Origin of the sequence: Methylorubrum pseudosasae, from assembly GCF_029504475.1 — a bacterium.
Taxonomy (GTDB): domain Bacteria; phylum Pseudomonadota; class Alphaproteobacteria; order Rhizobiales; family Beijerinckiaceae; genus Methylobacterium; species Methylobacterium extorquens.
Map to the genome: position 1 here is coordinate 2,198,715 of NZ_JAQGDU010000002.1, position 16,041 is coordinate 2,214,755.

18 protein-coding genes and 1 pseudogene are annotated in these 16,041 nt (G+C 70.0%); 6 read left to right on the forward strand and 13 right to left on the reverse strand.

Annotated features, from left to right (window positions below; translation table 11 throughout):
• Positions 1 to 69: 69 nt before the first annotated feature.
• The 5 genes from M2437_RS11220 to ygfZ form a co-directional block, all read right to left on the reverse strand.
• Positions 70 to 336: an exodeoxyribonuclease VII small subunit gene (locus tag M2437_RS11220; RefSeq protein WP_003604717.1), complete on the reverse strand. Its 267-nt coding sequence runs from the start codon at positions 334 to 336 to the stop codon at positions 70 to 72.
• A gap of 99 nt (positions 337 to 435) precedes the next feature.
• Entirely contained in the window at positions 436 to 948 is a 513-nt protein-coding gene (locus M2437_RS11225; RefSeq protein WP_253387444.1) for a tyrosine phosphatase family protein, read from the reverse strand.
• Between the two features lie 14 nt (positions 949 to 962).
• On the reverse strand, positions 963 to 1,589 hold the full coding sequence (locus M2437_RS11230; protein WP_253387445.1) for an HD domain-containing protein: 627 nt from the start codon (positions 1,587 to 1,589) through the stop codon (positions 963 to 965).
• Positions 1,586 to 2,215 carry a DNA-3-methyladenine glycosylase I gene (locus M2437_RS11235; RefSeq protein ID WP_253387446.1) on the reverse strand — a complete coding sequence of 210 codons (630 nt, stop codon included), beginning with the start codon at positions 2,213 to 2,215 and terminating at the stop codon, positions 1,586 to 1,588. Before M2437_RS11235 ends, M2437_RS11230 begins: the two co-directional genes overlap by 4 nt.
• Positions 2,212 to 3,066 (reverse strand): CAF17-like 4Fe-4S cluster assembly/insertion protein YgfZ, encoded by an 855-nt coding sequence (gene ygfZ / locus M2437_RS11240; protein WP_253387447.1) that lies wholly within the window; start codon positions 3,064 to 3,066, stop codon positions 2,212 to 2,214. The genes M2437_RS11235 and ygfZ overlap by 4 nt, the downstream gene beginning before the upstream one ends.
• A gap of 101 nt (positions 3,067 to 3,167) precedes the next feature.
• Between ygfZ and M2437_RS11245 the strand changes: the two genes are divergently transcribed.
• Complete coding sequence (locus M2437_RS11245) at positions 3,168 to 4,505, forward strand: dihydroorotase (RefSeq protein WP_253387448.1); 1,338 nt, start codon at positions 3,168 to 3,170, stop codon at positions 4,503 to 4,505.
• A gap of 300 nt (positions 4,506 to 4,805) precedes the next feature.
• The gene (locus M2437_RS11250; RefSeq protein WP_309247851.1) at positions 4,806 to 6,362 is read left to right on the forward strand and encodes a hypothetical protein; all 1,557 of its coding nucleotides are present in this window, start codon (positions 4,806 to 4,808) and stop codon (positions 6,360 to 6,362) included.
• Positions 6,363 to 6,560: 198 nt separating this feature from the next.
• Here M2437_RS11250 and M2437_RS11255 read toward each other — a convergent pair whose 3' ends face one another.
• The 5 genes from M2437_RS11255 to M2437_RS11275 all read right to left on the reverse strand — a co-directional run bounded on the left by M2437_RS11255 (position 6,561) and on the right by M2437_RS11275 (position 9,979).
• Positions 6,561 to 6,815: a hypothetical protein gene (locus M2437_RS11255; protein ID WP_003604705.1), complete on the reverse strand. Its 255-nt coding sequence runs from the start codon at positions 6,813 to 6,815 to the stop codon at positions 6,561 to 6,563.
• 339 nt (positions 6,816 to 7,154) lie between these two features.
• A complete protein-coding gene (locus M2437_RS11260) occupies positions 7,155 to 7,610 on the reverse strand; it encodes a TIGR02301 family protein (protein ID WP_253387450.1) in 456 nt (151 codons plus the stop codon).
• Positions 7,607 to 8,116 carry an NUDIX hydrolase gene (locus tag M2437_RS11265; RefSeq protein ID WP_253387451.1) on the reverse strand — a complete coding sequence of 170 codons (510 nt, stop codon included), beginning with the start codon at positions 8,114 to 8,116 and terminating at the stop codon, positions 7,607 to 7,609. The genes M2437_RS11260 and M2437_RS11265 overlap by 4 nt, the downstream gene beginning before the upstream one ends.
• Complete coding sequence (locus M2437_RS11270; RefSeq protein ID WP_253387452.1) at positions 8,113 to 9,264, reverse strand: hypothetical protein; 1,152 nt, start codon at positions 9,262 to 9,264, stop codon at positions 8,113 to 8,115. Before M2437_RS11270 ends, M2437_RS11265 begins: the two co-directional genes overlap by 4 nt.
• On the reverse strand, positions 9,257 to 9,979 hold the full coding sequence (locus M2437_RS11275) for an SDR family NAD(P)-dependent oxidoreductase (RefSeq protein WP_041358820.1): 723 nt from the start codon (positions 9,977 to 9,979) through the stop codon (positions 9,257 to 9,259). Before M2437_RS11275 ends, M2437_RS11270 begins: the two co-directional genes overlap by 8 nt.
• A 313-nt stretch (positions 9,980 to 10,292) precedes the next feature.
• Between M2437_RS11275 and M2437_RS11280 the strand changes: the two genes are divergently transcribed.
• Positions 10,293 to 10,676, forward strand: coding sequence for a response regulator (locus M2437_RS11280; RefSeq protein WP_003605467.1), 384 nt, complete (start codon positions 10,293 to 10,295; stop codon positions 10,674 to 10,676).
• Positions 10,677 to 10,724: 48 nt separating this feature from the next.
• Here M2437_RS11280 and pdxH read toward each other — a convergent pair whose 3' ends face one another.
• Positions 10,725 to 11,369 carry a pyridoxamine 5'-phosphate oxidase gene (pdxH, locus tag M2437_RS11285; protein ID WP_012255403.1) on the reverse strand — a complete coding sequence of 215 codons (645 nt, stop codon included), beginning with the start codon at positions 11,367 to 11,369 and terminating at the stop codon, positions 10,725 to 10,727.
• Positions 11,370 to 11,454: 85 nt separating this feature from the next.
• Between pdxH and M2437_RS11290 the strand changes: the two genes are divergently transcribed.
• The 3 genes from M2437_RS11290 to fabI all read left to right on the forward strand — a co-directional run bounded on the left by M2437_RS11290 (position 11,455) and on the right by fabI (position 14,158).
• Positions 11,455 to 11,997, forward strand: a complete 543-nt coding sequence (locus M2437_RS11290) for an RT0821/Lpp0805 family surface protein (protein WP_253387453.1) — start codon at positions 11,455 to 11,457, stop codon at positions 11,995 to 11,997.
• Positions 11,998 to 12,148: 151 nt separating this feature from the next.
• Positions 12,149 to 13,093, forward strand: a complete 945-nt coding sequence (locus M2437_RS11295) for a DnaJ C-terminal domain-containing protein (protein ID WP_253387454.1) — start codon at positions 12,149 to 12,151, stop codon at positions 13,091 to 13,093.
• Between the two features lie 237 nt (positions 13,094 to 13,330).
• Entirely contained in the window at positions 13,331 to 14,158 is an 828-nt protein-coding gene (fabI, locus tag M2437_RS11300; RefSeq protein WP_003605474.1) for an enoyl-ACP reductase FabI, read from the forward strand.
• Between the two features lie 3 nt (positions 14,159 to 14,161).
• On the opposite strand, the gene M2437_RS11305 is transcribed toward fabI, so the two are convergent.
• Together M2437_RS11305 and M2437_RS11310 are read right to left on the reverse strand one after the other, a co-directional pair.
• A complete protein-coding gene (locus M2437_RS11305) occupies positions 14,162 to 14,851 on the reverse strand; it encodes an MOSC domain-containing protein (RefSeq protein WP_253387455.1) in 690 nt (229 codons plus the stop codon).
• 1 nt (position 14,852) lies between these two features.
• Positions 14,853 to 15,999: pseudogene (locus tag M2437_RS11310) on the reverse strand (AAA family ATPase).
• Positions 16,000 to 16,041: the final 42 nt, after the last annotated feature.

Consider the following 16,041-nt stretch of genomic DNA (forward strand, 5'->3'; position numbering starts at 1 on the left):
AGTAAGGAACAGCGCGCAAACCTTTGCGCGCGATGAATTTTGTCGTGATTGAAATCGCACCGGCGTCACCTACTCGACGTCGAGCGGCGCGGTGCCGGCAGCCCGACCGTCCGGTCCGATGGCGATCTTCTGGATGCGTGCCTCGGCCCGCTTCAGCAGGGTCTCGCAGTGACGCTTGAGCGCCTCGCCGCGCTCGTAGATCGCCACCGATTCGTCGAGGGGCACGTCACCGCGCTCCAGCCGACGCACGATCTCCTCGAGCTGCTCCAGCGCCCGCTCGAACGGAAGATCGTCCGGCGCCGCCGCCGCAGATGCGTCGGGTGTAAGATCGTTCATCCCGGATTCCTTTTGGGGCGGGTTATGACGGGCGACGTGCGGTCGCACAAGCCCGGGTCGATTGCGTGCGACCGATCTCCGCCCTGCGCGGCGTGCCCGTCACGCCAAGGTGAGGTGGAACGGCGTGCCCTCGAAGGCCTCGGCGCCGCGGCCGATTCCGCTGACGGCGGCGCTCATCCGCCCCTCGCGTCCGAGCAGGCGGTCGGCGATCTCGACGAACAGGCGATTTGGCGTGGCGCTCGGCGCGAGCCGCCGCACTTCTTGCGCGAGTTCCGCCTCATCCCGATCCGGCTGCAGGGCGCAGGCCGCGACATAGGCCGCTGCGGTGGACCGGCTGATACCGGCATAGCAGTGGATCACCATCGGCTTTTCGCGGGGCCACGCCGCCACGAAATCGAGGACGGCGCGCACATGCGCCTCGCCCGGCGGCAGGTGCCCCTCCAGCGGCGCGACGATGTCGCTGAAGCCGACGTGCAGATGGTGCTCGGCACGGATCGCGGCCGGACGTTCCACCGCACTGCCGAGCGTCGCCAGCGTGACGAGATGGCTCGCGCCGCTTGCCGCAACGGTCTCCGGCAGGCGCGAGAGGGGGCAGACGTGGATGACGGGCATTCTCTTTTTCGGTCTCACGCCCCGCGCTGAAGCGCCGCGAAGCGGGCGAGATAGCACGCCTCTGCCTCTGCCGTCGGCCATCCGGCGACCAGCAGCTCGATTTCAGCGCTCACAGGATCGGGCAGAACCGGGGGGCGCCCGAAGATCCCGTCGGCCTCCGCGCTTGAGAATCCGGCGAGCCGGGTCGCCTCGATCGCGGCGGCGATGCGGTCGGCGCGCTTGACGAGACGGGCGAGCGCCGGGGAGGGCGCGGCGAGCCCGAAGCGCTGGCGGATCGCCGCGAGCAGGCGCCGCTCGACGCTGCGATAGGCATCGCCGATCGCGTTCTTGAGCGGCGAGATGATGTCGCCGATCACGTATTCCGGCGCGTCGTGGAGCAGCAATTCGAGCCGCTCCGGGCCGCCGATCCGCGGATCGAGGCCGCCGCCGATCGCCTCCACCAGCAGCGAGTGCTGCGCCACGGAGAAGACGTGCGGGCCCGCCGTCTGCCCGTTCCAGCGGGCGACGCGGGCGAGGCCGTGGGCGATGTCGGTGATCTCGACATCGAGCGGCGAGGGGTCGAGCAGGTCGAGCCGCCGACCCGACAGCATCCGCTGCCACGCCCGCACCGGTTTTTTGGAAGTGCTCGCGGCCACGCTCACGGTCGGCGGCCCTCGCCGAGGGCGGCACAGGGCGCGTGACGATGGCAGCCGGTGAGATGGTCGTTGACCATGCCGACCGCCTGCATGAAGGCGTGGACGATGGTGGGGCCGCAGAAGGTGAAGCCCTTCGCTTTCAGGGCCTTGCCCATCTTTCGTGACACATCGGTTTCGGTGGCGATCGCGGCGCGGGTGGCCGCGTTGGTCTGGATCGGCCGGCCGTCGCAAAAGTCCCAGAGGAAGGGCGAGAAGCCCGGCCCGGCCTCCTCGATCGCGAGCCACGCCCGCGCGCCGCTGATCGCGCCGCGGATCTTGGCGCGGTTGCGAATGATGCCGGTGTCGCCCATCAGCCGCTCGACATCGTCGTCCGTGAAGCGGGCGACCCGCTCCGGCTCGAAGCCCTCGAAAGCGCGGCGGAAGCCGTCGCGGCGGCGCAGGATGGTGATCCACGACAGGCCCGCCTGGAACCCGTCGAGGATCAGCTTTTCGTAGAGCGCGCGGGAATTGGTTTCCGGCACGCCCCACTCGGTGTCGTGATAGGCGACGTAAATCGGATCGGTCCCCGGCCACCAGCAGCGCGGACAGCCGTCGGGATGGGTGGTGATCAGCCCGCTCGAATCCGCGCTCATCCGGCCACGGCCGTGTCGGTGGGGAAGGCGAAGCGGGCGAAATCGGGCTTGGCCACAGCCGCGATCGTGCCGCCCGCCCGCACCGGCTCACCGATGGCGAGCGCGTCGCCGAGGCGGTCGAGGCGGATCGTGGCGAGCCCCCGGTCACCGGCCGCGCTGCCGGTGAAGCCGAGGCTGCGCGCGCCCGCAATCACCTCCGTGCCGGGCGCCGGCGCCGGGCCGTCGCGGTAGACGATGGGCAGGATGCGGGTGCGGGCGGTGCCACGGTGCTGCATCCGCGAGACGACTTCCTGCCCGACATAGCAGCCCTTCTTGAAATCCACGCCGCCGAGCTGGTCCATCAGCGCCTCGTGCGGGAAGGCGTCGCCGAAGGCGAAATCGCGGCCGCCCTCCGGCACGCCGAGGCCGATGCGGTGGGCGTGATACGCGTCTTCCGTGGCATCGGCCGAGAACGCGCCCTCGGCAAAATACAGCCGCTCGCCGAGGGCGGGGAGACGTCCGTCGCGCACCCGCACCGTCTCGGCCGCGGTCTCGGCCCCATCCCAGGCCGCGGCGACGCCGAGCGTCGGGTCGGCGGCCACCGTTACCTTGGCGCGCAGGCGGTAGAGCCCGAGCCGCTTGACGAGGTCGGCGACGCGCTCGGCGGCGACGTCGAGACGGAAGCCATCGTCCGAGCGGGACACCAGGAAATCGAACTGGATCTTGCCCTGGGGCGTCAGCAGCGCGCCGAGCCGCGCCTCGCCCTCGGGCAGCGTCTCGACGTTGCAGGTGAGGATGCCTTGCAGGAAGGGGAGCGCGTCCGGACCCGAGACGGCAACGACGGTGCGGTCCGGCAGCAGGGCGATCGGCATGGCATCTCCTTGAAAGGACGGCGGCGTTGCACGTGTGGGACGCCTGACATAAGCCGCCGCTATCCTCGTCTCAATCGCACCATGCGAACCGGGAGAGCCCGATGGAAGCGCCTTTCGACCTCGTCCTGTCCGGCGGCACGCTGGTGAACCACGACGGCGAGCATCGTGCCGATCTCGGCATCCGCGGCGGACGGGTGGCGGCCATCGGCGACCTCTCGGCCGCGGCAACGCAGGAGCGGCGCGATTGCCGCGGCCTGCACCTCCTGCCCGGCGTGATCGACAGCCAGGTGCATTTCCGCGAGCCCGGCCTCGACCATAAGGAAGACCTGGAAACGGGCTCGCGCGCGGCGGTGATGGGCGGCGTCACGGCGGTGTTCGAGATGCCCAACACCAACCCGCAGACCACGAGCGCCGCAGCACTCGCCGACAAGGTGGCCCGCGCCCACCACCGGATGCATTGCGACTTCGCCTTCTGGGTCGGCGGCACCCATGAGAATGCCGGCGAGGTCGCCGCGTTGGAGCGGCTGCCTGCTGCTGCCGGGATTAAGGTGTTCATCGGCTCCTCCACCGGCTCGCTGCTGGTCGAGGACGATGCCGGCGTGCGCGAGATCCTGAAGCAGATCCGTCGCCGCGCCGCCTTCCACTCGGAAGACGAGCCGATGCTGCGCGAGCGCAAGGGCCTTCGCGTGCCGGGCGATGCCGCCTCGCACCCGGTCTGGCGCTCACCGGAAGTGGCGGTGAAGGCCACGCAGCGGCTGATCGCGCTCGCGCGGGAGACGGGTGCGCGCATCCACATCCTGCACATCTCGACCGCGGACGAGATGCCGATTCTGGCCGAGGCCAAGGATGTCGCCAGCGTCGAGGTGACGCCGCACCATCTGACGATCGACGGGACGGAATCCTATGCCCGGCTCGGGACGCTGGTGCAGATGAACCCGCCGGTGCGCGACGCCGCCCATCGCGATGGCATCTGGCGCGGGCTGAGCCAGGGCGTGGTCGATGTGCTCGGCTCCGACCACGCGCCGCACACGCTGGAAGAGAAGGCCAAGCCCTATCCGGACTCGCCCTCCGGCATGACCGGCGTGCAGACGCTGGTGCCGATCATGCTCGACCATGTGAATGCCGGCCGGCTCTCGCTCGCCCGGTTCGTCGATCTGACCAGCGCCGGCCCGAAGCGCCTGTTCGGCATCGCCCGCAAGGGGCGGCTCGCCGTGGGCTACGATGCCGACGTGACCGTGGTGGATCTCAAGCGCCGCGAGACGATCCGCAACGAATGGATCGCCTCGAAATGCGGCTGGACGCCCTATGATGGGCTCACCGTCACCGGCTGGCCGGTGGGCACGGTGGTGCGGGGCACGCCGGTGATGTGGCAGGGCGAGTTGGCCAACCCCGCACGCGGCGAGGCGGTGGTGTTCGAGGAAGCGTTGCCGACGGGGTAGCGCCGGGCCGGGATATCCTATCCGGCGGCAGGCTTTTCGCGAGCCTCCTGCCTGTAAGCCGTTCACTACGGACGGTTGCTCTGCACCGTTTGGGACGCTCAGTCATTGTGCCGGTGATCGCGCCGACACCATAGTTGAAAGAGGCGCGCCGAGCAGACGAAGATCACTTCGAAGTCATCCGTGACTGGCTGCCGCGAAGATGCCTTGCGTTTCTTTCAAGGGTTGCGGGGACGGATGTCCGGAAAAGGTGAAGTGTCGACCGTTGCCATGCGGTCATGGCACAGCCATGCGGAATGGGCGATGCGGGGCGTCGCGCTGGGGAGCCTCCTCGCCTTGACGGGCGCGGGCACGGCCTGGGCGAAGGAGATCGTGCTGCCGGAGAAGAATCCGGCCGTCACCCTGACGATCCCCGACGACTGGAAGACCGAGGTGCGCGACACCGAGGTCGTCTCGACCTCACCCGATGGCGACGTCTCGTTCGAGGTAGGCTTCGAAACGCGGGCGGACCGCGACAGCCTCGTCAAGGACAAGGTGAGCTTCCTGCGCAAGCAGAAGGTCAATCTCTCGATCAAGCCGGTCGAGCAGGCGATGGACTTCGGCGGCACGCCGGCCCGGGTTCAGCGCTACCGCACCACCGACAAGTACGGGAAGACGATCGTCGATCTCGTGACCCTCGATGCGAGCCGGGACCGCGCGCTTCTCATGACGATCTGGGGATCCGAGGATCAGCGCCAAGCCAACGAAGCGGCGCTGGACACCATCATGAAGAGCGTCCGGGTTCCGGCCGAGACCGGCGGGAGCAGCAACTTCTGGTCAGGCGGCAAGACGGCCGCCAAACCCGAGACGAAGCCGGAACCGAAAGTCGAGACGAAGTCCGAGCCCGCGGCGGCCGGCTTGTCGCCCTCGGTGGCGGCCGCCCAGCCCGCGCCCTTGAGGCCCTACGCCACCCGGCGTGCGCTGTACGTCGCCCGCAAGGCCGCCGATTTCGGCGATGTCGAGGCCCGGCCCTCGAACGTCTTCAAGCCCGGCGAGCCGCTCCTGACCTATATCGAGCCGGTGGGCGAGGCCACGCAGTCGATCGGAAGCGATCAGATCGGCTTCGGCGTGATCGTCGATTTCGAGGTCCGCACGCCGGAGGGCAAGGCCCTCGCGACCCAGAAGAACATGATCGACCGTGACGTGACCGTGAAACGCGCGGAGGGCGAGCCGAACTTCTTCCTCAACCTCAGCCTCGACCTCGACGGCTTCCCGCCGGGCAATTACGTGCTGGTCTATACCCTGCGCGATAAGCTGAGCGGGCGCACGCTCGACGTGCCGCAGCCGTTCACGATTGCCCCGGCCGCCACCGACAAGGCCACGGGCGCAGGCCCGGCCGCCCCGAACCCGGCTCCGGCGGCGCCCCCCGCTTCGGCTCAAACCACCGTCGTGGACGGGTGGACGGTCCAGCTTGCCCCACCGGACGGCGTCTCCTGCGCCATCCACTACGAGAACAAGCCCCCGCGCGCCGACGGCAAGAGATTCGCGACGATCGTCGCCTTCGTCTCGATACCCGACAGGAACCTGAAGCTCACAACCCTGGAACTCAAATTTTCCGGCTGGAACTGGACCAAGGAGCAAGAGGTCAAGGCCACGCTCCGGACGGGGGAATTTTACCTGTATTCCGGCCTGAACTGGATCGTTCTCGATCCCAGATCTCTCCTGCTCCGATCCGACGATCCGGAGGATATCCTGAAGCTCGTCAAAACGACGTCGAAACTCAGCGTCGAGAGAGACGGCGAGGACGCCGTCACGTTCGACATCACCGCGCCGGACAAGGCTCTGGAGGCTCTCAAGCCCTGCCGGGATCAATTGAAGTAGACGACAAGAAAACGTCCCGAAGGCCGGTTTCAGGCCTTCGGGACGCTACACATCGAACGGAGCTTTGCCGGTACGAGGCCCGCCTCGTCGTCACCGCGAGGCGAAGCCGAAGCGATCCGGAGCGCCGGCACGATCCGCAGGGACCGCTCCCGTTGCGGTTCAATGAATTCGGCTGACGCCTCCGCCTCAGGCCAGCGATCAGTGCTGAAGCGTCGTGGTGAACCCGCCGCCGCGGATACGCTCGGGCAGGGTCTCGGCATAGCGGGCGGTGGCGTCCTCGCCATAGGTGGCGACCAGTTCCTGGAACGCCGCGAACAGGGCCGCCTGGGCCATGCAGTCGCCGTCGATCCCGTCGAGGCAGCCCTCCGCGAATGCTTCCGTCACGAGGCCGAGCGCAAGGCGCTTGCTCTCCGCGTCGGCATCGAAGGTTGCGGTGTCGGCATCGTGGATCATGGCGGGCGGCTTCGTTTCTCGGCCGGAACAGTGCCGGCAAGACATCGTCACGATACGGCAGCCTTCACGGGCCGGGAAGCAGGGAATTGCGAAGAGGTTAACGCGGAGGCGCAATTGCGAAGGAATTTCGCAAGGCCTCCGGAGTGTGGCGAAGCCGCCACAAACGCGATCGCACGGCCGAATTCAGAGCGGATTCTGATGAAGCGGAAATCGGCCCGGCAGAAGAATGCCTGTCAAAACAGGGCGCTAGAGCATCGCCCCAAAAAGCGGCCACCGGCTTTCGGACGATTGACGAGGCACCGGAGACGCCGGCCCGATGCGATCGGGCCGGATACTTTCTTAACCGCCGAACCGCCCGGCGATGGCGTGCGAAAGCCGCTCACCCTCGGCGACGAAACGGCGGGCGGCCTCATTCGCAGCGGGGGTGCAGACCCGATAGGTCAGGCTGTAGCCGCGGAAACCGCGATTATAGGCGCCGGCGAGGCGGTCACGGCGGCTCTGCGTGATCCCCTCGCTGTCGAGGATCGCCTTCATCCGCGCCGGCCATTCGGCGGCATCCGGCGCGGCGCAAAGCGTGCGCAGGAAGGCGAGCGCCCCGACGATCTCGGAGAGCCGCATCAGATCGCGGTCGTAGGGCGCGGGCGGCGGCTCCGCCGGGGGAGGCGGCTCCTTCTCCTTCTCCGGCGGCTTCGGCGCGGATCGGGCCGTGCCGGAGCGCTGCTGCGCGAACGCCTCCGCCGCCGGAGTCAGGGCGAGCAGGGTGGCCAGGATCAGGCGGGCAAGTCCCGTTCTCATGCCAAGCCTTCCGCCAAGCCTTCTGCCGACCCTTTGGCCGAACCGTCTGCCGCCGACCGGATGCGGGAGAATGCTTCGCGCAGGGTCTCGATCAGCCCCGGCGTGGTGGTCAGGCCCGCGACCTCGTCGAGGCTGGCCCAGCGCACGGCGAGCGCTTCCGGTCCGGGTGCCGGCTCGATGGCGCGCCACAGGGCGGCGTGGGGATGGATCACGTAATGGTGGCGGATGCGGCCGGCCTCGTCCCGCAGGATGATCTCAGTCGGCGTCAGGCTCGGGCCGACCACTTCGGCGAGCGACCCGACCTCCTCCTGCAATTCGCGCAACGCCCCCGCGGCGAGGGATTCGCCGGCCTCCACGAGGCCGCCGGGCAGGGTCCAGACACCGCGCATCGGCTCGTTGGCGCGGGCGGCGAGCAGCACGCGGCCGTCCCGGATCACCGCGACCGAAACGCCGATCAGCGGGCGCGCCGGAAACAGCCGTCCGTCCTCCTGTCCCGGATCGCTCACGGCGCGGAGACCGCGACGAGGCGCCCGTCGGCGAGGCCGACGAGGATCGTTTTGGCGGTTCCGCCGGCGTCGAGTACGGCGACGCCGTGGGCGGCCGGGGCGGGCAGGGGCAGGCGTGCCCGCTCGACGGGGCTGCCGCCCTTCAGCGACACCACCGCGACGGCGCCGCGGCCCGCCACCGGCAGGGCGAGATCGGGCGGGGCGCCACCGCCGCGGGGAACGGGGGCGGCGAGATCCGCCGCCTCGCCCGCCGCCGGGCCGGCATAGCCCGGCGCTTCACCCACGAGGTTCAAGGTCCCGTCGGCGATGCGCCAGAGCTGGAGCACGCCCTCGCCGTCGGGCGCGCGGATCGCGGCGATCTGCGGCTGGCCAGTGCCGGTGCCGGTGAAGTCGGCAACAGCGGCGAGCGCCAGCGGCGCGCCTTCCGGACCCTTGCCGGCCTGCGGCGGCGTCTGCGCCCGGAGCGTCCAGACGCCGTCCGTGCCCTTCGCCGCGACGGCAAGGCCGGAGACGGCCGGCCCCTGCGCGGTCACGGCGGCCACCACCGGGCGGCCATCGAGACGGGTGATGTGGGGCGTGCGGCCGGCAAAGACCCGGCCGTCCCCCGGGGCCAGGGTCTGAGTCGTCACCGGCACGGCCTTCGGCTCGGCGGTAACGCCGACCGGCTGGCGCTCACGCACGGTCAGCACGGTCCCCTGGCCCGGCGCGCCGCCGAGCGCGCGGGTCGGGCCGGTGAAATAGGCGCTGAGCGGCCCGTCGAGGGCACGGCGCGAGCCCGGCACGGCCCCGCGCGGCGTCTCGGCGGCGGCAAACCCTTCGATCGCCTCGGCGCCGATCAGCGTGGTGCGCAAGCGGTCGCCGTCGAGGCTGAGAACGGCGCCGCCGCCCTCGCCCCAAACCACGACCACGGATGGCGGAGCGGTGTTGCCCGTGGCCTTCGGGTCGGCGCTGGCGCCCGCGGGCGCGCGGGCGACCGGCAGCAATCCGGAGGTCGCCACGGAGAGGGCCACGTCGCTGCCGGGGCCGCGCATCGCCTTGACGGCAAACGGCAGCGCGACCGGTTCGACCCGGCTCCCATCCTCCGCCGCGAGGGCCGGGAGGGCGGTCAGCGACAGCAGGGCGGCGAGAACCGCCCGGCGGTCAGACATGCTGGCCGCCGTTGATGTGAAGCTCGGCACCGTTCACGTAGGACGACGCCTCGATGCAGAGGAAGTAGATCGCCTTGGCGACCTCGTCCGGGGTGCCGAGCCGGCGCTGCGGAATCTGCTCCACCAGCTTATCGGTGCCGGGCGAGAGGATCGAGGTGTCGATCTCGCCCGGCGAGATCGCGTTGACGCGCACGCCGAGTGGCCCGAAATCCGCGGCCATCTCGCGGGTGAGGCCGGCGAGCGCCGCCTTCGAGGTGCCATAGGCGGCGCCCGCGAAGGGGTGAACCCGCGAGCCGGCGATCGAGGTGACGTTGACGATCGACCCGCGCGCACGGGTCAGTTCGTCGCACAGCCCTCGCGCCAGCAGGATCGGCGCGAAGAAATTGACCTGGAAGACGCGGGCCCAGTCCTCGTATTCCGTGGTGAGCGCGCCGAGCCGCTCGCCCTCCGGGCCCTTCGGCGAGATGCCGGCATTGTTGACGAGCGCGTGCAGCAGGCCGCCCTCGGCGGCGAGCCGCTCGGCGACCTCGCGCACCCCGCGCACCGTGTCCGCCGCGTTGGAGAGATCGACCTGAAGGTGGTCCTCGGGACCCATCTCCCAGGGACAGTTCTCGGGGAAGGGGTGGCGCGAACAGGTGATGACCCGCCAGCCCGCGGCGGAGAAGCGTTTGACGGTGGCGTGCCCGATGCCCCGGCTGGCGCCGGTGAGCAGCAGCACCCGTCGACGATCGTTGGATGAGGCCAAAGCCGGTTCCTCGCTGCCCGCCCCGCGCACCGCGGGTGAGCGGGCCAAGCTGGGTCTTCGCCAAGGGATAAGCCGCGCCCCGCCGGAAATCCAGGGCCGCGCTGCATTGCGAAAGGTGCCGGAGACGCGGTCCCGCGCCTCCGGAAGGGCCGGTGCCATACGGCCCCGCTCGTCTCGCGCGCTTGTTCCGCGCCGGCCTTCATGCAACCCCGGGGAGGGGTCGCGGATTCGAGGGATCGTGCCGGGGGATCAGACGCATGATCGGACGAGGGATGCGACAGCCGTGAGCGGGGCGGACGCGAGGCCGACCGTCCTTGTCGTGGAGGACGATGCCGTGATCCGGTGTGCCGCGGTCGAGTTGATCGTCGAAGCCGGTTTCACCGTGCGCGAGGCCACCAACGGCAACGAGGCGATCCGTATGCTCGACCAAGAGCAGGAGGCGGGCGGGACGGTGTGCGTCGTCGTGACCGACATCGACATGCCGCTGGGCATCGACGGCATCAAGCTCGCCGCCTGCATCGACCGGCGCTGGCCGCGCATCGGCATCGTCATCACCTCCGGCAAGGTGCGGCCCTCGCCCGGCGACATACCGACCGACGGCCTGTTCATCCGCAAGCCCTACACGGAGGAGTGCCTGGTCGCGGCGATCCGCTCGGTGATGCCCTGAGCGACCCCGATCCTCCGCAATCCGGGCATCGAGATCAGGGCATCAGAATCAGGGATAGAGCCGCGCGCGGGTCCAGCCGTCGCCGTCGCGGGTGAAGCGCACCCGGTCGTGCAGGCGGTAGGCGCCGTTCTGCCAAAACTCCAACTGCACCGGAGCGATGCGGAAGCCGAGCCAGTGCTCGGGACGCGGCACCGGGCCGTTCTCGTATTTCTCCGACAGGGCGGCGACCTCGGCCATCAGGGTCGGGCGGTCGGTGAGCGGACGCGATTGCTGGCTGGCGATGGCGCCGATGCGGCTGTCGCGGTGGCGGCTCGCGAAATAGGCGTCGGCCTCCTCGCGCGTCACGGGGGAGACGGGCCCGCGGCTGCGGATCTGCCGGCCGAGAGACTTCCAGTACAGCACTGTCGCCGCCTGCGGGTTGGCGAGAAGCTGCCCGCCCTTGGCCGACTCGGCGTTGGTGTAGAAGACGAGCCCGCGCGGATCGAACCCCTTCAGCAGCACCACCCGCACGTCGGGCAGGCCGTCCGGATCGGCGGTGGCGAGCGCCATCGCGTTGGCGTCGACGGGCTCGGAGGCCTCCGCCTCCGCCATCCACGCGGCGAACAGCGCCCAGGGGTCGCACGACAAGGTGAAGTCCTCCGGATGGACCGAAGGCGCGTCCGCATCACCCTCTCTTAACCGATCGATGGCCATTTTCTTCCCTGTGGCAGCCGGGTCGGGGGCACCGACGTTGGGCAGCAACGCCGTCGGACCCCCGTCTGTCTCGAGTTCAGGTGTAATGCGTCTGCGTCCGTGTAAAGGCCTCGTCAGCGTGCTCTCCGCCGAAGGGAGGGCCGGTTCGACGCGTGGACACGCGCCACGACGCGGCCTCGCAGCCCGGATCGCGGGTCTGCTGACCCTCGGCCTCGCCGCCCTCTCCTGCGGCGGGTGCAGCGGGCCGATCCTGTCCTTCAAGGCGGAGGAGGCGCCGGCCGCGCCCGAGCCGCTCGTCACCGGCAGCATTCCGAAGCGGCCCGCGAGCTTTGGGCGCGACCTCGACGGCGAGGATTGGCGCCGAGCCCACGCCGCGCTCTCCGTCGCCCTCGATCCGCAGGGCAATGGGCGCCCGGTGAAGTGGGACAACCCGGAAACCGCGATGCGCGGCACCATCAACCCGACCGGCCTGCCCTATGTCGCTGGCGACGAGATCTGCCGCGACTTTCTCGCGACGGTGGTGGGCGGCGCCAACAACCGCTTCGTGCGCGGCACCGGCTGCAAGCCGTCCGGCGGCGAATGGGAGCTGAAGCGGCTGCGCGCCTCCAACCCCCAGGCCCGTTCCTGAGGCTTTCGCGGACGACCGGACGATAAAGTGATCGCGGATCGGTGAACGGGGCCTCATCGGCTGTTGCAGAGCCGCAACGCCCTTCCCACGTTGAACCCGTGCGGCAGAGGCCGTATCCCTATTCGGTTGCGACCCCCTCAAAAGAATGCCGATGCGAAACCCCTACGACGTTCTGGGTGTCCCCAAGGGCGCGAGCGAGGCCGAAATTAAGAAGGCCTTCCGCAAGCTCGCCAAGGCGTACCACCCCGACAGCAACAAAGAGCCGAAGGCCGCCGAGCGCTTCTCGGAGGCGAACACCGCCTACGAGATCCTCGGCGACAAGGAGAAGCGCGCGCAGTTCGACCGCGGCGAGATCGACGCCGAAGGCAAGCCGCGCGCGACCGGCTTCGAGGGCTTTTCCGGGTTCGGCGGCGGACGCGGCGGCGGTGGCGGCGGCTTCGACTTCGAAGGCTTCACGCAGCGACGCGGCGGAGCTGGCGGGGCCGGGCCGGGCGGCGTCGGAGAGGACTTCATCAGCCACATCTTCGGTGAGGCGTTCCGCGCGGGCGGCGCCGGGCCGGGTGGGCGCGGGGGCCCGATCCGCGGCGAAGATGTCGCGGCCGAACTCAGCGTGACCCTCGAACAGGTCGCGGGCGAGGACAAGATGCGCATCGGCCTGCCCGGCGGGCGCGATGTCGACGTGATGATCCCCAAGGGCGTCGTCGATGGCCAGACCATCCGCCTGCGGGGCCTCGGCGGCGCGGGCGGTCCCCGCGGCGAGCCCGGCGACGCGCTGCTGACGATCCGCATCCAGCCCCACCCGGTGTTCAAGGTGGACGGCGCGGACCTGCGCGCCACCGTCGATCTGCCGCTGGAGGACGCGGTGCTCGGCGGTGCCTTGCGCGTGCCGACCCTGACCGGCGCGGTCGAGATGAAGGTGCCGACGATGACGAGTTCCGGCCGCACTTTCCGCCTGCGCGGAAAGGGCCTGCCGAAGAAGGACGGCAGCCGCGGTGACCTGTTCGCGACCACCGCCATCGTCCTGCCGGCCAGCGACGACGTGGCCCTGACCGAGTATGCCCGCCGCCGCCGCGAGGCCAAGGCCGGGACGGCGTAAAGGACGCTGTGCCGGAGGGCAGGCCTCGGCTTCTGCCGAGGCGTCGAGCGGAGCGAATCCTAAGGGTTCGCACTGTTGGCGGAGGGTCCCCGAGAACCCGAACGAGGATACCGGGATCGCCCTGAGGTGATCCCGCGCGCCTTGAGGCTTCCCCCTCCGGCAACCCTCGGCTAAGGAAGCCCCCGGCGCAGGGCCGTCCCTCGAGAGGCGCCCGCGCGGCCGAAGCGAAGGTGACGCATGTCGGAACAGAAGCCGGGCGGGCTGCTCGCGGGCAAGCGCGGGCTGGTGTTGGGAGTGGCCAACAACCGCTCGATCGCCTGGGGTATCGCCCGTAGCGCTGCCGCGCACGGGGCGGAATTGGCGTTCACCTACCAGGGCGAGGCGCTGAAGAAGCGCGTCGAGCCGTTGGCGCGCGAGTTGAACGCGCATGTCGTCGGCCATTGCGACGTCACCGATCCCGCCTCGATCGATTCCGCCTTCGCCGCGACCGCCGAGGTGTTCCCGGACGGGATCGATTTCGTCGTCCACTGCATCGCCTTCTCCGACAAGGACGAGCTGACGGGGCGCTATCTCGAGACCTCGGAGGCGAACTTCACCAAATCGCTGCTGATCTCGTGCTACTCGTTCACGGCGGTAGCGCAGCGCGCGGAAAAGATCATGCGTAACGGCGGGTCGATGCTGACCCTGACCTATTACGGCGCCGAGAAGTGGATGCCCCACTACAACGTGATGGGTGTCGCCAAGGCCGCGCTGGAAGCCTCCGTGCGCTACCTCGCCGCCGATCTCGGGCCGAAGCAGATCCGCGTCAACGCGATCTCGGCCGGGCCGATCAAGACGCTGGCGGCCTCCGGCATCGGCGACTTCCGCTACATCCTCAAGTGGAACGAATACAACGCGCCGATGCGCCGGACCGTGACCATCGAGGAGGTCGGCGAGACGGCGGCCTACCTGTTCTCCGACATGTCCCGCGGCATGACCGGCGAGATCCTCCACGTCGATGCCGGCTACCACGTCGTCGGCATGAAGAACCCCGACGCACCGGACATCACCCGCGAGCGGGAATAGGGTTCATCCCTCTTCCCCGAGCCGTCGGCGCCAATCCTCCACGGCGCCGCTCGCGAGCCGGCGGGCGGCGAGCGCCCGCCAGGATTCGGTGAGGGGCGCGAGGCCGGCAATCGCCCGCAAGGCCGCCGCGTCGAGGCGATCCACGTAAAAGTGGTGCAGGAGCCGCGACAGCGGCCAGTCCGGATGCGGGCGCTTGACGCGTTCGAGCCCGTCGCCGGCCGCGACGACGCCTGTCTCGATCACCCGATAGTACCAGCCGGTGCGCCCGCTCGCCTGCACCCGCCGGGCCATGTCCGGCACGCCAAAGCGCAGGTTCAGCTTGAAGCAGGGCTGGCGCGCCTGCGAGACCTGAAGCAGGGCGCTCCCGACCCGCCACAGGTCGCCGACGCAGACGTCGTGCTCGGTAAGGCCGTAGGTCGAGAAATTCTCGCCGAAGGCACCGGGCCGCTCCAACAGATCGGGCAGGCCGGGCAGATCGCCGCGCCACGCGGCGGCATGGTCGAGGGCATAGTGGTGCACGGCCTTTTCCGGGCCGCCACGGACGCGCCGGTCGGCCTGCTCGTCGCCCGCGAGACCGAGCGTCCCCACCGCGACCGGCCCCTGTACGGGGGTCTTGGCGATGGCGCTCACCGCGCCCTTCTCCCCCAGCGGCGCAACGCGCCCGGTCAGCACGGCCTGAAGTACGACCCGCATCTCACGCGTCCTCCTCGTCCTGCGAAAAATTGCCGGCGAGCCGCAAACCGTCGATCCAGGTCGCCCCGTCGCGCTTGAGCACGAGGCGCGGACGCACGCCGCAGGCCTCGGTGACCGCCGCCGCGAGGCGCTCGGAATGCGTCACCAGCCAGACCTGCGTGCGCTTCGAGGCCTGCACGATCATCCGCGCCAGCGGATCCATCAGATCCGGGTGCAGGCTGGTTTCGGGCTCGTTGAGCGCGAGGAACGGCGGCAGCCGGTAGGCGAGCAGCGCGCCCGCGAGCGCGAGGTAGCGCAGCGTGCCGTCGGAGAGTTCGGACGGCTCGAAGATCCGTTTCGGGTACTCGGCGAAGATCACGCCGAACCGCGCCTCCCGATCCGGCTGCGGCACCACGAGGCGAGCGCCGGGAAAGGCGTCGGCGAACGCTGTGTCGAGGTCGACGGTGTCGCCGCGGATATGGGCCAAAGTCGCGAAGACGGCGGCGAGGTCGGCGCCGTCGGAGGCCAAAGTCGGCGTCGTCACCGCGAGGCAGGGGCGGCACAGGGGCGAGCCCGCATCGGTGCGCACGTCGTGGTAGAAGCGCCATGCTTCCATGGCTTGCCGAACGATCTGCAATTCGGGAAAGCGCACCGCGTCCTGAAGCGCGGCGAGCGCCGTCTCGGTCGGCAGCAGGTTGGTGCCGAAGGCGCGCTTGCGCCCCTCTTCATCCCGCACGAAGCCCGCCGGCCCGTCGCGGTCGAGCACCGTCACCGGCCGCGCGCCGGCCTGCACGGTGAGCCGCTCGCGCTTCACCTGCGGCTCCAGGGCGAAGGCCGCGCTACTGATCGGCGGCGGGATACCGACCTCGACCGCGTAGGTGTAGGCGTGGTCGGTGGTCTCGTCGGCCAATTCGGCGGACAATCGCACCCGCGCCGGCTCGCCCTTGCGGGCGGGAGCCGGCCCAGAGCACGGATTCCATCCCGCCCTCGGCGGCGAGCGCCCGCGTCAGCCGCCCTGAGGCGGCCGTCTGAAGCAGGCCGAGGGCGCGGTAGAGGTTGGTCTTGCCGGTGCCGTTGCCGCCAACGAAGACCGAGAGAGGCCCGACCGGAAAGCGAATGGTCTTCAGCGACCGGTACCCGGCCGCCTCGATCTCGCGAACCGCCGGCATCGGTGCCCTCCCGCGCTGAAGCGAAGCCAATCTAGACCGTTC

Bases quoted from the DNA above. Each gene is read 5' to 3' on its own strand.
- M2437_RS11220 (WP_003604717.1), bottom strand. From the start codon at position 336: ATGAACGATCTTACACCCGACGCATCTGCGGCGGCGGCGCCGGACGAT.
- M2437_RS11225 (WP_253387444.1), bottom strand. From the start codon at position 948: ATGCCCGTCATCCACGTCTGCCCCCTCTCGCGCCTGCCGGAGACCGTT.
- M2437_RS11235 (WP_253387446.1), bottom strand. From the start codon at position 2,215: ATGAGCGCGGATTCGAGCGGGCTGATCACCACCCATCCCGACGGCTGT.
- ygfZ (WP_253387447.1), bottom strand. From the start codon at position 3,066: ATGCCGATCGCCCTGCTGCCGGACCGCACCGTCGTTGCCGTCTCGGGT.
- M2437_RS11245 (WP_253387448.1), top strand. From the start codon at position 3,168: ATGGAAGCGCCTTTCGACCTCGTCCTGTCCGGCGGCACGCTGGTGAAC.
- M2437_RS11250 (WP_309247851.1), top strand. From the start codon at position 4,806: ATGCGGGGCGTCGCGCTGGGGAGCCTCCTCGCCTTGACGGGCGCGGGC.
- M2437_RS11255 (WP_003604705.1), bottom strand. From the start codon at position 6,815: ATGATCCACGATGCCGACACCGCAACCTTCGATGCCGACGCGGAGAGC.
- M2437_RS11260 (WP_253387450.1), bottom strand. From the start codon at position 7,610: ATGAGAACGGGACTTGCCCGCCTGATCCTGGCCACCCTGCTCGCCCTG.
- M2437_RS11270 (WP_253387452.1), bottom strand. From the start codon at position 9,264: ATGTCTGACCGCCGGGCGGTTCTCGCCGCCCTGCTGTCGCTGACCGCC.
- pdxH (WP_012255403.1), bottom strand. From the start codon at position 11,369: ATGGCCATCGATCGGTTAAGAGAGGGTGATGCGGACGCGCCTTCGGTC.
- M2437_RS11290 (WP_253387453.1), top strand. From the start codon at position 11,455: ATGCGTCTGCGTCCGTGTAAAGGCCTCGTCAGCGTGCTCTCCGCCGAA.
- M2437_RS11295 (WP_253387454.1), top strand. From the start codon at position 12,149: ATGCGAAACCCCTACGACGTTCTGGGTGTCCCCAAGGGCGCGAGCGAG.
- fabI (WP_003605474.1), top strand. From the start codon at position 13,331: ATGTCGGAACAGAAGCCGGGCGGGCTGCTCGCGGGCAAGCGCGGGCTG.
- M2437_RS11305 (WP_253387455.1), bottom strand. From the start codon at position 14,851: ATGCGGGTCGTACTTCAGGCCGTGCTGACCGGGCGCGTTGCGCCGCTG.